Source organism: Bacillus sp. JJ722 (genome assembly GCF_036963345.1).
Classification (GTDB): Bacteria; Bacillota; Bacilli; order Bacillales; family DSM-1321; genus Bacillus_AD.
Genome location: NZ_JBALMO010000028.1, coordinates 6713 through 22065, shown reverse-complemented (window position 1 = coordinate 22065; position 15353 = coordinate 6713). Strand labels below are relative to the sequence as shown.

General features: G+C 35.9%; 14 protein-coding genes. 13 read left to right on the top strand and 1 reads right to left on the bottom strand.

Going from position 1 to position 15353, the window contains the following annotated elements:
* The first annotated feature begins 384 nt into the window (after positions 1–384).
* Genes V7014_RS04530 through nspC form a run of 5 tightly spaced genes read left to right on the top strand, consistent with a single transcriptional unit; the run spans position 385 to position 5908 of the window.
* Positions 385–1857, top strand: a complete 1473-nt coding sequence (locus V7014_RS04530; protein ID WP_335504611.1) for an aminotransferase class I/II-fold pyridoxal phosphate-dependent enzyme — start codon at positions 385–387, stop codon at positions 1855–1857.
* 4 nt (positions 1858–1861) lie between these two features.
* A complete protein-coding gene (speE, locus tag V7014_RS04525) occupies positions 1862–2710 on the top strand; it encodes a polyamine aminopropyltransferase (protein WP_335504609.1) in 849 nt (282 codons plus the stop codon).
* On the top strand, positions 2700–3551 hold the full coding sequence (gene speB / locus V7014_RS04520; RefSeq protein WP_335504605.1) for an agmatinase: 852 nt from the start codon (positions 2700–2702) through the stop codon (positions 3549–3551). Before speE ends, speB begins: the two co-directional genes overlap by 11 nt.
* A 28-nt stretch (positions 3552–3579) precedes the next feature.
* Positions 3580–4779: a saccharopine dehydrogenase family protein gene (locus V7014_RS04515; RefSeq protein WP_335504603.1), complete on the top strand. Its 1200-nt coding sequence runs from the start codon at positions 3580–3582 to the stop codon at positions 4777–4779.
* A gap of 1 nt (position 4780) precedes the next feature.
* Positions 4781–5908, top strand: coding sequence for a carboxynorspermidine decarboxylase (nspC, locus tag V7014_RS04510; RefSeq protein WP_335504601.1), 1128 nt, complete (start codon positions 4781–4783; stop codon positions 5906–5908).
* A 308-nt stretch (positions 5909–6216) separates the two neighbouring features.
* Here the strand turns inward: nspC and anmK are convergent, their stop codons facing one another.
* The gene (gene anmK, locus V7014_RS04505) at positions 6217–7362 is read right to left on the bottom strand and encodes an anhydro-N-acetylmuramic acid kinase AnmK (RefSeq protein WP_335504599.1); all 1146 of its coding nucleotides are present in this window, start codon (positions 7360–7362) and stop codon (positions 6217–6219) included.
* 285 nt (positions 7363–7647) lie between these two features.
* Between anmK and murQ the strand changes: the two genes are divergently transcribed.
* The 8 genes from murQ (at position 7648) to V7014_RS04465 (ending at position 15250) form a co-directional block, all read left to right on the top strand.
* Positions 7648–8532, top strand: a complete 885-nt coding sequence (gene murQ / locus V7014_RS04500) for an N-acetylmuramic acid 6-phosphate etherase (protein WP_335504597.1) — start codon at positions 7648–7650, stop codon at positions 8530–8532.
* Between the two features lie 36 nt (positions 8533–8568).
* On the top strand, positions 8569–8874 hold the full coding sequence (locus V7014_RS04495) for a PTS sugar transporter subunit IIB (protein WP_335504596.1): 306 nt from the start codon (positions 8569–8571) through the stop codon (positions 8872–8874).
* A 39-nt stretch (positions 8875–8913) separates the two neighbouring features.
* Entirely contained in the window at positions 8914–10200 is a 1287-nt protein-coding gene (locus tag V7014_RS04490) for a PTS sugar transporter subunit IIC (protein WP_335504594.1), read from the top strand.
* 383 nt (positions 10201–10583) lie between these two features.
* Positions 10584–11906: a 6-phospho-beta-glucosidase gene (locus tag V7014_RS04485; protein ID WP_335504593.1), complete on the top strand. Its 1323-nt coding sequence runs from the start codon at positions 10584–10586 to the stop codon at positions 11904–11906.
* A gap of 31 nt (positions 11907–11937) precedes the next feature.
* Positions 11938–12258 (top strand): PTS lactose/cellobiose transporter subunit IIA, encoded by a 321-nt coding sequence (locus V7014_RS04480; RefSeq protein ID WP_438824865.1) that lies wholly within the window; start codon positions 11938–11940, stop codon positions 12256–12258.
* Between the two features lie 27 nt (positions 12259–12285).
* Complete coding sequence (locus tag V7014_RS04475; protein ID WP_335504591.1) at positions 12286–13371, top strand: DUF871 domain-containing protein; 1086 nt, start codon at positions 12286–12288, stop codon at positions 13369–13371.
* An 89-nt stretch (positions 13372–13460) separates the two neighbouring features.
* A complete protein-coding gene (locus tag V7014_RS04470; protein WP_335504589.1) occupies positions 13461–14357 on the top strand; it encodes a BadF/BadG/BcrA/BcrD ATPase family protein in 897 nt (298 codons plus the stop codon).
* 26 nt (positions 14358–14383) lie between these two features.
* Positions 14384–15250 carry a MurR/RpiR family transcriptional regulator gene (locus V7014_RS04465; RefSeq protein ID WP_335504587.1) on the top strand — a complete coding sequence of 289 codons (867 nt, stop codon included), beginning with the start codon at positions 14384–14386 and terminating at the stop codon, positions 15248–15250.
* Positions 15251–15353: the final 103 nt, after the last annotated feature.

Genomic DNA, 15353 nt, shown 5'->3' with positions numbered 1-15353 from the left:
TTAATATTGTAATTATATCTTAAAGCAAGTGATGCGTGATCATACGCCATGCACTTGCTTTTTTTATTTGTCGATTTATGAAGAGATTTTATTTGAGTGCGAGACTTCAAATGTTTTGTAGAAGGTGAGAAGCTGTGCTGAAGTCTCAAAATTAAGTCTATTCAGAATTGTGATAAAGAGGTATTGCGGCGATATGATTCTGTGGGAATGAATGTCTATAAGGCAAATCTGTTCCATGAAAACATGCTGGTCAACGAAATTGATTGGCACAATAACGATTAGTTAAACATTAACGAGTATGAGTTATCACACGTAATAGAGTTGTTTCAGCACAAGTCTACGGTGTGAAATGATTGAAATACTCAGTGGAATGGAGGTTTATCAATGAATAAAACAAAGTATTCTAATCTGCTTACGCAGGAAAGAGCACCCATCTATGAAGCCTTAGAACAGTTCAAACAGAAACGCATCGTCCCATTCGATGTCCCAGGTCATAAACGAGGAAGAGGTAATCCAGATTTGACCGCTTTCCTGGGGGAACAATGCGTCAGCGTTGATGTAAATTCTATGAAGCCATTGGATAATTTATGTCATCCTGTAGCGGTTATTAAGGATGCTGAAGAACTTGCTGCACAAGCATTTGGTGCTGCAAATGCGTTTTTTATGGTCAACGGTACCACTTCAGCAGTACAAGGTATGGTACTAACTGCTTGTAAAAAAGGTGACAAAATTATTCTTCCACGTAATGTTCATCGCAGTGTGATTAATGCACTTGTCTTATGTGGCGCAGAGCCAGTGTATGTAAATCCTGAAATGGACAAACGACTTGGAATAGCACTAGGGATGTCAATTAGTCAGGTTGAAAAAGCGATTAAAGAAAATCCAGAGGCAAAGGCAATTTTAGTGAATAATCCTACTTATTACGGCATTTGTTCAGATTTGCGCAGTATTGTGAAGCTGGCTCACGAACATAACATGCTAGTGTTAGTTGATGAGGCACATGGTACGCATTTATCTTTCGCGAACAATCTCCCTATTTCTGCTATGGCAGCGGGGGCGGATATGTCAGCTGTAAGTATGCATAAATCAGGTGGTAGTTTGACACATAGCTCCTTTCTTTTACTAGGACCATCAGTAAATGCTGGCTATGCACGACAAATTGTTAACTTGACACAAACGACCAGCGGATCTTATTTGCTGCTTTCTAGTTTAGATATTTCAAGACGTAATCTTGCTTTAAACGGTAAGGAGATTTTCCGCGAGGTAACTGAATTAGCAGAATATGTACGAGGCGAAGTCAATAAGATTGGAGATTATTACGCTTTTTCAAGAGAGCTAATTAACGGCGACAGTATTTATGATTTTGATGAAACGAAGCTGTCGATACACACGCTTGACATCGGTCTTGCAGGGATTGAAGTTTATGATATTTTACGTGATGAATATGATATTCAGATTGAGTTTGGAGATATCGGAAATATACTCGCGTATGTATCAGTCGGAGATCGAAAACGTGATGTAGAAAGACTGGTAAGTGCATTGGCTGAAATTCGTCGCTTATATGGTAGTAACAAATCCGGTTTAATAACACAAGAATATATAGATCCGCTCGTAGTCACGACTCCACAATATGCATTTTATGCACAAAAAGAATCATTGCCTCTTCGGGAGACTGCGGGCAGAGTATGTAGTGAGTTTGTTATGTGTTATCCACCCGGGATTCCAATTCTTGCTCCGGGTGAACGTATTACAGAGGAAATCATTGATTATATTGAGTACGCAAAAGAAAAAGGCTGTTCTATGACAGGACCAGAAGATTTACAAATAGAGCATCTGAATGTATTAAAAGGAGTGTGACAACATGGAACTATGGTTTAGTGAACTCCACACGGCTAATGTGAAACTTTCAATTAAGGTAGAACAACAGCTATATAGTGTTCAGAGCGAATTTCAGCGTATTGATGTGTTCGAATCCAAAGAATTTGGTCGCATTCTAACCCTAGACGGAAATATTACGTTAACTGAAAAGGATGAATTCATCTATCATGAAATGATTACCCATGTACCGATGGCCGTACATCCGAATCCGCGTAATATTCTAATTATCGGTGCAGGAGATGGTGGTGTAGTGCGCGAGATAACGCACTACAAAGGGGTAGAGCATATTGATTTGGTGGAAATTGATGAGATGGTGATTGACGTGTGCAAAAAATATCTGCCTCAAACCGCTCGTTCCTTTGATGACCCACGTGTTCAGGTTCATATTGAGGATGGTCTGAGATTTATCCGCTCATGTGAAAATCAGTATGATTTAATCATTGTTGATTCAACCAATCCTTTCGGTCCAGGTGAAGGATTGTTCACGAAAGAATTTTATGGAAGTTGTTATAAAGCGCTACGTGAAGACGGTATTATGGTAAATCAGCAAGAAAGTCCATTTTATACTGAAGATGTGGCTGCTATGAAGCGGGCTCACAAACGTGTTGTGGAAAGCTTCCCGATTAGTCGAGTTTATCAAGCTCATATTCCAACTTATCCATCGGGACATTGGCTGTTTGGGTTTGCTTCCAAAAAATATCACCCTGTATCCGATTTAAATACAACTTGGAAATCGTTGGGTATAAAAACACGTTATTATAATCCAAAACTGCATGTGGGGTCGTTTTCCTTACCAACTTATGTAGAGGAGTTGTTACGGGATGTTGAATAAAAACATCGAAACATTTATTGGTTGTGATGCTGAATATGAAGATGCAAAGATTGTCTTGTTCGGCGTTCCTTTTGACGGAACTACTTCTTTCCGTCCAGGTACACGATTTGGTCCCTCAGCGATTCGTTCGGAATCGTTTGGACTTGAAACGTATAGCCCATATCAAGATAAAGATTTAATAGATCTATCTGTTTTTGATAGTGGTGATTTGGAATTATGCTTTGGCAACCCTGAGCGAGTTCTTAATGATATTGATGCAAGAACAAGCAAGATTTTAGAAGATGGAAAGCTTCCTATTATGATAGGTGGTGAGCATCTAGTTACGCTTGGTGCTGTACGGGCTGTTGCTAAAAAACATCCTGACTTGCACATTATCCATTTTGATGCACATACTGATTTGCGAGACGATTATTTAGGTGAAAAATTGTCACACGCATCTGTTATTCGTCGCTGCCATGATATTCTCGGAGATGGACGCATCTATCAATTTGGAATTCGTTCAGGAGACCAATCTGAATTTAAGTGGAGTGCAGAAGGTCATGTTTTTACTAACAAATTTAATTTTGAAGGACTTAAAGAAGTAGTAAAGGAAATCGGTGATAAACCGGTTTACCTTACAGTAGACCTTGACGTACTTGATCCATCGGTATTTCCGGGCACAGGTACACCTGAAGCAGGTGGGGTTACATTTATGCAATTACTCGATGCTATTTTTACAGTATGTAAAGGTTCGAATATCGTAGGTTGCGATGTTAATGAATTGTCGCCAACTTACGACCCAAGTGGGATCTCAACTGCAACTGCTTGTAAGACAGTTAGAGAATTACTTTTAGCTTTATAAAAAATATATTTTGATAGGAGATATGAAAATGGGAAAAGCACTTATTATTGGTTGTGGTGGTGTAGCATCTGTTGCTATACACAAATGTGTTCAAAACTACGAGGTTTTTGAGGAAATCTGTATTGCAAGTCGTACAAAATCAAAATGTGATGAGTTAAAAGCAAAACTAGATGGCGGAAAAACAAAAATCACTACAGCACAAGTAGATGCAAACAATGTTGAACAGTTAATTGCATTAATTGAAGAAGTAAAACCTGACATTGTGATGAATCTTGCATTACCATATCAAGATCTACCAATTATGGATGCATGTCTTGCTACAAAGACGAATTACTTAGACACTGCTAACTACGAGCCGGAAGATACAGCTAAATTTGAATATAAATGGCAGTGGGATTACCGTCAACGCTTTGAGGAAGCAGGTATTACTGCACTGTTAGGTAGCGGTTTTGACCCTGGTGTAACAGGTGTATTTTCTGCCCATGCACTTAAACATCACTTCGATGAAATCGAATATATCGATATTCTGGATTGCAATGCAGGTGACCATGGCTATCCTTTTGCAACGAATTTCAATCCTGAGATAAATATCCGTGAAGTTTCTGCTAATGGAAGCTACTGGGAAAATGGTGAGTGGATAGAGACTAAACCAATGGAAATTAAACGCGTTTATAATTTCCCTGAAATCGGTGATAAGGAAATGTATTTATTGCACCATGAAGAAATTGAATCACTTGCTTTAAACATGCCCGGAATTAAGCGCATTCGTTTCTTCATGACATTTGGTCAAAGTTATTTGACTCACTTAAAATGTCTTGAAAACGTAGGTATGACTTCTATTGAGCCAATTGAATATGAAGGAAAACAAATTATTCCGCTTCAGTTTTTGAAAGCTGTATTGCCTGATCCTTCTTCGCTTGGACCACGCACAAAGGGAAAAACAAACATCGGTTGTATTTTCCGTGGTAAGAAAGATGGGAAAGATAAAACATATTATGTATACAATGTGTGCGATCATGAAGCTTGCTATAAAGAAGTGGGTTCACAAGCAGTTGCTTACACAACTGGTGTTCCAGCCATGATTGGTGCCATGATGTTAATGACAGGAACTTGGAATAAGCCTGGTGTTTATAATATTGAAGAATTTGATCCAGATCCATTCATGGAAGCATTGAATAAATGGGGACTTCCTTGGAAAGAAAGCTTCAATCCGGAGCTTGTTGACTAATATGAGGTTTGAAGAGTTACCGACACCTTGTTATGTAGTAGATGAAGCACTTCTTGAAAAAAATCTAAAGATTCTGAACGGTGTGATGGAACGTACAGGATGTAAGATTATTTTAGCGCAAAAAGCATTTTCTATGCATGCCATGTATCCACTTATTGGTGAGTATTTGAGTGGGACGGCTGCTAGTGGTTTATATGAAGCTCGCCTCGGTTATGAGGAAATGGGAAAAGAAAATCATGTCTTTTCCCCAGCCTATCGTGAAGATGAAATAGATGAAATTATATCGCTAAGTGATCATATTATTTTCAATTCTTTTTCACAGCTTGAAAGATTCGGAGATAAGGTTCGAAAAGCAGGTAAGAGTGTAGGTATTCGTATTAATCCCGAATGCTCCACGCAAGAAGGCCATGAAATATATGATCCTTGTGCAATAGGTTCTCGATTTGGTGTAACGTTAAAACATTTTCGCCCGGAATTACTTGATGGTATTTCAGGTTTCCATTTCCATACACTTTGTGAGCAAGATGCTGACGCATTAGCTAAAACTCTTGATGTGGTTGAAGAGAAGTTTGGTCAGTGGCTATCACAGTTAAAATGGATTAACTTTGGTGGAGGTCATCATATAACGAGAGAAGGCTATAATATCTCATTGCTTGAAGATTGTATCAAACGTATGAAGGATAAATACGGTTTACAAGTTTATCTTGAGCCTGGTGAAGCGATTGCGCTAAACGCGGGATTTTTAGTTACAACGGTTCTTGATACGATGCAAAATGAAATCGATATTGCTATTCTTGATACATCCGCCTCATGTCATATGCCAGATGTATTAGAAATGCCTTATCGCCCGCCGCTAATTGGTTCAGGTGAAGCGGGAGAGAAAGCATTTACGTATCGCCTTGGTGGACCGACCTGTCTTACAGGAGATATAATAGGAGATTATTCATTTGATAACGCGTTACAGAATGGAGATCGACTTATCTTCGGAGATATGGCTATTTACTCTATGGTGAAAAATAACACCTTTAACGGTATGGCATTGCCATCAATTGCTATTAGAGAAAAAAGCGGTGATTGCCGTATTTTGCATAAGTTTAGCTATCATGATTTTAAGGATAGGTTGTCATAAGCGAATTCTTGGGATTATATAGGAGATTAAATTATAGTACTAAAATTATTTTTGAGAAAATAATTTTAAGCCGAACTTAATTAAGTTTTAAGGAAAATAAAAAAACAGGTGGGAGAGGAGATGCTTTTCTACCTGTTTTTGTTTACATATTTTTATAAGATTTTTTCTTGGTAAAATACCTAAAAGTATTTCTGATACATCTATAAAGAGGACCTGTACAAATTATCCATTTTTCAACATTCTCTTTACAAAAAAGAGAGCCATTTTGGTAAATCAAAATGGCTATTAAAAATTAGCTTAATAAAATATTAGAAAGGAGCGAAAGTCATATTTCCAAGAATAACAGCTTCCCGTGCGCCAGTTGCAGTGCGTACATTACTTGGATTGTGATGATATGTTTCATTGGCTAAAATAGCGAAAGCTACGGCCTCTTTTGCTTCTGAAGAGTATCCTAAATCTTCTTGAGTAAGTAAAGTAATTGGTTTGTCTAATAAACTTTTAATCATGGTCAGCAAGGTTTTATTATAACTTCCACCACCGCCAATAATTACTTCATCAATTTTCATTTTAGGAAAAATATCTTGTTTATAGCTATCAACAATGGATCTTGCAGTAAACATAGTGACAGTTGTTAAAATATCAAGTTTTGGAACATCGTTGAATTTCTTAATAAGGGAATCCACATACTGTTTACCAAATAGTTCTCTTCCCGTTGTTTTTGGTGGGTTCTTAGAGAAAAAAGGATTATCCAAGCAATAGGTTAATAAGTCATTGTTGATTTGTCCTTGTGAAGCTAATATGCCATCTTTATCATATTTTTGATTGAATAGTTGGTAGCATACTTCGTCAATAATCATGTTTCCTGGACCGGTATCAAATGCAAATATTTCATCTAGAGTAGCTTGTTTAGGTAGTACTGTTACATTACCTATACCACCTATATTTTGTAACAAGCGTCCTTTCACTTGATTGTGATACAAGATACATTCTGTAAAAGGTACTAATGGAGCACCTTGACCACCAGCTGCCATATCCATTGTTCGAAAATTTGATACTACTGGAGTTAGGCATTCGTATGCAATCACAGCAGGTTCACCAATTTGTAATGTTGACGGTATCCATTCATTTTCATGTAATGGCTGATGAAAAATGGTTTGACCATGTGATCCAATAAGGTCAAGGTCTTCTAAGCGAAAGTTTGCTTTATTACATACTTCTTTAACAGCATCAGCAAAAAGCTTTCCGAGCTTGAAGTTTAGACTACAAATCAGTTGAACATTCGAATCTGATTTAGATAATGATTGAACTATTTCTTGCTTTATATGATCTGGAAAGGGATGAGTAATAAATTCTACTAGTTTCACTTTCGTATTTATGCCACTATTTTCAATGTGAACTAGTGCTGCGTCTATTCCATCCATGGAAGTTCCAGACATTAATCCTACAATGTACATGTATACGCCTCCATTTCTTTTCAATTATCTCCAAAGTGTTCAAATCTTCACTAACTATTAAATCACCTAAAATAGTATCTTATGATACTAGATTAATTCAAGCAAAAATTAGAAATATGTAAATTATTCAAAAAAATTCACTTAGAAAAACATTGATAAATCAACATTTTCTATGAAATAAAATTTCAAAATAAAATAAAAGGTTTGAAATTATTATTTAATAATGTTATTGTTGTTTTGAAAGTAAGCGTTTTCTAAATTTGATTACAAAAAAGGATGAATCCTATGCTAGAGCATTTAACGACAGAAAGTCGCAACGAAAAAACAATGAACTTAGACAGTTTAGATGTTATCGAGGTTCTAAAATTAATGAACAATGAGGATCAGAAAGTAGCTGTTTGTATTCAAAATGAACTTTCACAAATAGCTGAAGCCGTAAAGTTCGGTATCCGTTCTCTTCAAAATGGAGGAAGGTTAATTTATTTAGGTGCCGGTACAAGTGGAAGAATTGGATTGCTAGATGCCGTGGAATGCCCACCAACATTTAATACAAATCTAGATACAGTGATAGGGATTATCGCTGGTGGACAAAATGCTTTTATTCAAGCAGTTGAAGGTGCCGAGGATGATATTAATTTAGCTTCTCAGGATTTGAAAAATATTAATCTATCAAGTAATGATTTGGTAATTGGTATTGCTGCTAGTGGTCGTACACCATACGTAATAGGTGGATTAAGTTATGCTAATACAATAGGGGCCAAGACAGTTTCGATAAGTTGTAATAAAGGTTCTGAAATTGGAAAAATTGCGAAAGTCGCTATTGAAGTTGTCACTGGTCCAGAAATTCTTACAGGCTCAACACGTTTAAAGGCAGGAACTGCCCAAAAGTTAATTTGCAATATGATTTCTACAGCCACGATGATTGGGCTTGGGAAAGTTTATGGTAATTTGATGGTTGATCTTCAACCTACAAATAAGAAACTTGAAGAGCGAGCAAAACGAATTATTATGGATGCTACAGATTGTAGTTATGAAGTAGCTGAGACATATTTACATAAATCTAAAAACCAAGCTAAAGTTGCCATTGTAATGATCTTAACGAATTTATCGTATCAAGAAGCGATAAAACGTCTAGAGCAATCAAACGGTTTTATTAAGGGTGCACTATAAATTTATATAAATAATAAGAGTTTAGGAGGAATTAACATGAAAGTATTATTTGTTTGTTCTGGAGGAATGTCAAGCGCAATTATTGTAAACGCGTTAAAGAAGGAAGGGGAAAAGAGAGGTATTGATTTAGAAGTAAAGGCAGTTGGCGCACAAGAATTCAAAGCAGAAGTATCAAACGGCTGGGATGTTGCAATGGTAGCACCCCAAGTTAAACATCGCTTTGATCAATTTAAACAATCTGCTGATGAAGCTAATGTTCCTTGCTTGGCAATTCCGCCACAAGCATATAGCCCATTAGGTGGAGCGACTCTTTTACAAATGGTGAATGATTTAGAGAAATAATATTTCTTTTTTATACGTTGAGGAAAAGGAGAACACAAGATGAATAAGTTTGTTGCTTTTTTAGAAAACAATCTTTCTACACCGATGGCTAAACTTTCTGAACAGAAGCATTTACAAGCAATACGGGATGGGGTTGTTTCTGCCTTACCATTCATTATATTTGGAAGTATGTTTCTAATTATTGCGTTTCCACCAGTTGGAGCCGATACAGCACTTGGTCAATGGTCTGCTAAACATGTTGCAGAAATATTAATTCCATATCGATTAACAATGTTTATCATGACTTTGTATATTACATTTGGAATTGGTTATAGTCTCGCACAAAGTTATAAACTAGATCCGTTATCAGGAGGACTACTTTCTGTAGCTGCCTTTTTATTTACAATTGGCGTTGAGACAATGGAGAATGTAGGTTTTGTATTACCTATGACTAATTTGGGTGGACATGGTTTATTCGTTGCGATGCTTGTTTCGATTTTTTCAGTTGAGATATTAAGGATATGTAAGAAGAAAAATATCACAATTAGAATGCCTGATTCAGTTCCAACATCTGTAGCACGATCATTTGAGGCGTTGATACCTGTTACGATTGTGTTAGGTATTATGTCTATTATTACAGTGGTTTTTGCAGTTGATCTTCACTCTCTAGTAGATAAGGCAGTTGCTCCGCTAGTTAAAGCTGGTGACACATTGCCAGGAGTATTAATTCCAGTATTCTTAATTACTTTCTTTTGGTCATTTGGTATTCATGGGGTGTCAGTAGTAGGTGCGGTTGCTCGTCCTGTTTGGGAAGTCTACTTGGCTAATAATTCAGCAGCCGTTGCAGCAGGAGAAGCAATTCCTCATATTGCTCCAGAAACATTCTTCCAATGGTTTATATGGATTGGTGGATCTGGTGCAACACTTGGCTTAGTATTAGCCATGTTTATTGCAGCTAAATCAAAATACAGTAAAACAATGGCCAAGGCAACGATTGTTCCAAGTATTTTCAACATTAATGAACCTGTTATTTTCGGTATGCCGATAGTGTTGAATCCAGTTTTGATTATTCCATTTATCATCACACCATTAATAGGAGCAACATTGGCATATGTGGCGACATCTATAGGGTTAGTAAATCCTACTTATGTTATGGTACCGTGGACGTTACCAGCTCCTATTGGTGCGTACCTTTCAACCGGTGGTGATTGGAGAGCAGTCGTTCTTGTATTAGTCAATATTACTGTATCTATCCTTGTATATCTACCATTCTTTAAGATGTATGATAAAAAGTTGATAGAACAAGAAAGAGTAGATCATGCAACAACTACTACAGAAGCAAGCTAAGTCTATAAGATGAGAGATTAGGAGTTTGAATGACTTCAAACTCCTATCATTTTCAAGAAGGGATATATTATGAAAACATCTAATAGAATTCATTTTTTTAGTTATAAAAGTGCTTTCCTATTCTTTGTATTTATTCTATTAATGAACCTCGTATTCAACCCAGTGATGGATATCATTGGTTTAGATAGGTCAATGTCGTTGTTTTTGGTTAATACAATAGGTATAAGTGTTGGTTTGACGGGAATTATCATACTTATAGAAGGAAAGTTTCAAAACAGGAAACAAGGAAGTCTATTATTCATAACTTTATTTGTATTTAGTGCGTTCGTTTGTTATTCAATTGTCTATTATTCATAAATTACAGAAAATGAGGTGCTAGAATAATGAATAAGAATAGTGGAATCAAGATTGTCACTATTGGAGGTGGTTCTAGTTATACGCCTGAATTAGTAGAAGGGTTTATTAAGAGATATCATGAATTGCCTGTTAGAGAGCTATGGTTAGTAGATATAGAAGCAGGAAAAGAAAAATTGGAAATCGTAGGACAACTAGCTAAAAGAATGGTGAAAAAAGCTGGTGTCCCGATGGAAATTCATTTAACTCTTGATCGAAAAGAGGCATTGATTGGAGCAGATTTTGTAACTACGCAAATGAGAGTTGGATTGCTTGATGCAAGGATTAAAGATGAGAGAATACCTTTAGAACTAGGGATGATTGGACAGGAAACAAATGGAGCAGGGGGTCTGTTTAAAGGATTACGGACGATACCTGTTCTTCTTGACATTACAAAAGAAATGCAAACACTTTGTCCCGATGCCTGGTTAATAAACTTTACAAATCCTGCTGGAATGGTCACAGAAGCTCTTCTTCGTTATAGCGAGCATAAAAAAGTAATCGGTGTATGTAATGTTCCTTTTAATATGCATAAATCAATTTCAGATATGCTTGGTGTTGATATGAAAAGAGTTTACATTGAATTTGCTGGTTTAAATCATATGGTTTTTGGTACGCATGTTTATGTGGATGGGCAGGAAGTAACTGAACAAGTATTAAGTATGTTGGGTAATCCTGAAATTCAGATGAGTATGAAAAACATTGCTCCACTTCCATGGAATCCAAAATTTCTAACAGCTTTAGGTGCAGTTCCTTGTCCATATCACCGCTACTATTATAAAACGAATAAAATTTTAGAAGACGAATTAAGTTCGTTTAAGTTAGGTAGAACAAGAGCAGAGGTTGTTAAGGAATTAGAGAATGAGTTGTTTGATTTGTATAAAAGTGAGCAATTGGATGTGAAACCGCCACAGTTAGAGCAAAGAGGTGGAGCATATTATAGCGATGCTGCATGTAGCGTAATCTCATCGATTTATAATGATAAAAAAGATGTTCAAGTATTAAATATACAGAATAAGGGTGCTATCCCGGAAATGGATTATGATTCAGCTGTCGAGGTAAGCTGTATCGTTACAAAGAACGGTCCAATCCCATTGTCAGTAGGAAATCTACCTGTGCAAGTACAAGGATTAGTTCAACAAATTAAATCGTTTGAACGAATTGGAGCTGAGGCCGCTGTTACAGGGTCTTATGATAAGGCGCTTTTGGCATTGGCCATTAATCCACTAGTACCTAGTGATGATTTAGCTGAAGAAGTTCTTCGGTCATTACTTGAAGCACATAAGGAGTATTTACCACAGTTCTTTAAATAACATAATAGGAAAAGAGGTTGCGAATTTGTCTATTGATAATCAGAACGAGTTAGATATCTTTGAAATCATTTCTCACGGAGGAAATGCCAGATCGTTAGCATATGAAGCCTTAGCAGCTGCTGAAGAGTTTAATTTCCAAGAAGCGGAAAACTTAATTAAGCAGGCGGAAGAAGAATTAAATTTAGCACACAAAACACAAACAAAATTGATTCAAGCAGAGATTAATGGAAATAAAACTGAAAAATCGTTATTAATGATTCATGCTCAAGATCATTTAATGACAGCTATCAGTGAACAAAAACTGATTCTACATATGATTCGTATTGTGAAAAAATTAGCTCCTAAAGAATAAAAACTGAAAAAATGAAGGTGAACTTAAATGAAAAGGTTTGGTATATCCCTTTATCCGGAACACTCAACGATTGAAAAAGACAAAGAATATATTAAGCTTGCACATAAGTATGGCTGTAAAAAGGTATTTACATGCTTACTTTCAGTGAAAGGCGACCAAGAGAAAATTATGATGGAGTTTAAGGACATTATTTCATTTGCTACCTCACTTGGCATGGAAGTAATGGTCGATATATCTCCGCGTGTGTTTGGAGAACTAGGCATTTCATATCGCGATTTATCATTTTTTGCTAATTTAGGTGCAAATGGAATTCGACTTGACATGGGTTTTACTGGGAATGAAGAATCCATTATGACACATAATCCATATAATTTGAAAATCGAAATCAATATGAGTAATGCTACAAATTATTTGGATACGATTCTAGCTTATCAACCAAATTTAAATCAATTAGTCGGCTCACATAACTTTTACCCTCATCGTTATGCAGGGTTAAGTTTACCTTTTTTCCTTAAATGTTGTGAGCCTTTTAAAAAACAAGGAATCCGCACTGCGGCTTTTATTAACTCTCAGGATGCAACATTTGGTCCATGGCCGATCATGGAAGGAATGTGTACGCTAGAAATGCATCGGAATTTACCAATAGATGTTCAAGCGAAACATTTATTTGCTACCGGGCTTATTGATGATGTGATTATTGCTAATGCCTATGCCTCTGAAAGAGAATTGAAATCTATTAGTAAACTCAATGCAGATATGCTTAACTTAAAAATTGATATGGTTCAAACGATATCAGATTTAGAGAAAAAGATATTGTTAGAAGAATTTCATTTTTATCGTGGAGATGTATCTGAATACTTAATCCGTTCAACACAATCAAGGGTAAAATATAAAAGTGAAGGAATAGAACCAAACAACACGGTTGATATTAAAAGAGGCGATATTTTAATAGAAAATGATTTATATGGTCAATATAAAGGTGAGCTACAAATTGCCCTAAAAGATATGAAAAATGAAGGAAAGACAAACGTAATTGGGCGAATTGTTCCAGAAGAGACATTTTTAATTGATGAATTAAAACCATGGAGTAAATTTTCATTTTCTGTTTCTTAAAAGGGTTAAAAAGCATAAAAGGCGTCTTAAAAGTGATTAAGCATCTCTTTTGAGACAGCCTCTTTTTTCGATTAAAGGAGGACTTAAAAATGGCGTATATTATTGGTGTAGACGGTGGTGGAACGAAAACAGAAGCTGTAGTTTATGACATGAGTGGAAGAAAAATATGTGAAGGTAGATCTTCATTCGGAAATGTTCTTATCAATCAAGAAGAAGCAGTCAACCATGTAATGGAAGCTATTAAGCAATGCCAAAAATCTATCAATACGGATGAATGTCGATTTATATGTATTGGTTTAGCGGGACTAGGAGGAATGGAAAATCCAAAAGAAATTCAAACATATCTTGAAGATATATTTCATACACCAGTGTTGCTTGTGAATGATGGTATTATTGCACATGCCGCATTATTAAAAGGCAAGGATGGTATTCTTACTATTTCTGGAACAGGATCGGTAAGTATTGGAATCCATAAGGATGTTAAAGGTATGACTGGAGGATGGGGACATCTTCTAGGGGATGAAGGAAGTGGGTATTGGATTGCTATGCAAGCCTTTATCAAGATAACACAAGAGCAGGATAAGGGGGAAAAACATAGTCCATTAACGAATGCGATCCTTAAAGAGATTGGATGTACTACAATAGAAGGCCTTAAAAAATACATCTATTCTTCTACAAAAGGGGAAATTGCATCTCATGTACCAATCATTGCTAAACTGGCTGATCAAGGTGATCAATCAGCTATAAGTATTTTGAAGCATGCTGGTGAACTTTTAGCAAATCAAACTTTACTATTATGGAGAAAGTTAGACTTCCAAGAACATGTTACAATTGCTTTAAAAGGTAGTGTTTTAACAAGAATACAATGGGTTCAAACTACTTTTATCAAAACTATTAAAAAAGAAAAAATCAAAGCTCAATTTATAACAGACGACATTTCATCAACATTAGGGTGCTATTATTTAGCGCTAAAATCTTTAGATTAACAAATTAATATAAGGGGCAATAGAACATGAGTGTTATGGACGTTTTATTAAGGATAGAAAGCCTGTTTCCACAATTACCTAAATCAGAAAAAAAGGTAGGACAATACATACTGGATCATCCTAAGGAAGTAATTAGAATGACCATACATGAACTAGCTGAGCAGGCAAAAGCCAGTAGTTCGGCTGTTACTCGTTTCTGTCATTCTATTGAGATTAATAGTTTCTCAGAGTTAAAAGTATCATTGTCCTCACAAATATCTCAAGGTGATCCAGAGAAGAAAGGTTTCTATGACATTGAACCAAACGAAACCATTGCAAAAATTAAAGAAAAAATTGTTTCAAACTCAGTTGGAGTTTTACAAGAAACGGCTCTTTTTTTAGATGAAAAAGTATTGATTGATATTGTGAAGGCCATGAAAGAAGCAGACGTTATTTATGCGTATGGTCTAGGCGCTTCTTGGTTAGTAGTTGAAGATATCATGCACAAATGGCTCCGCTTAGGGAAAGTAGTTATCGCGAATCAAGATGCGCATATCATGGCAACAGCGCTTTCTGCATCTAGAAAAAATTCTGTATTTATTTCTGTTTCAAATAGTGGTAAAACCGAAGAGGTATTACGCTTAGTTGAGATTGCATCAAAAGCAAACGTTCAAACCATTGGTATTTCGCGTTTTGGTAACAACAAACTAACTACGAAAGTAGACATGCCATTACATCATATTAAAGCTCCAGAGACAAAATATAGAAGTGCAGCAACGAGTTCATTCTTTGCACAATTTTTGACGATTGATGTTATATTTTATTCATATCTATCTAAATACTATAATGAAAACATTCAAGCTATTAATAGCTCTAGAGAGGCAATTAGAATGTACAAAGTTGGACTTCTTTAATAAAGCTAAGTTGTAAAAAAAGTAACCTTGTATTTAAAGGCTTATAAGATTATCATTATGAAGTGTAAAATCAACGAACAATTTTATAAAATGATTATTCATA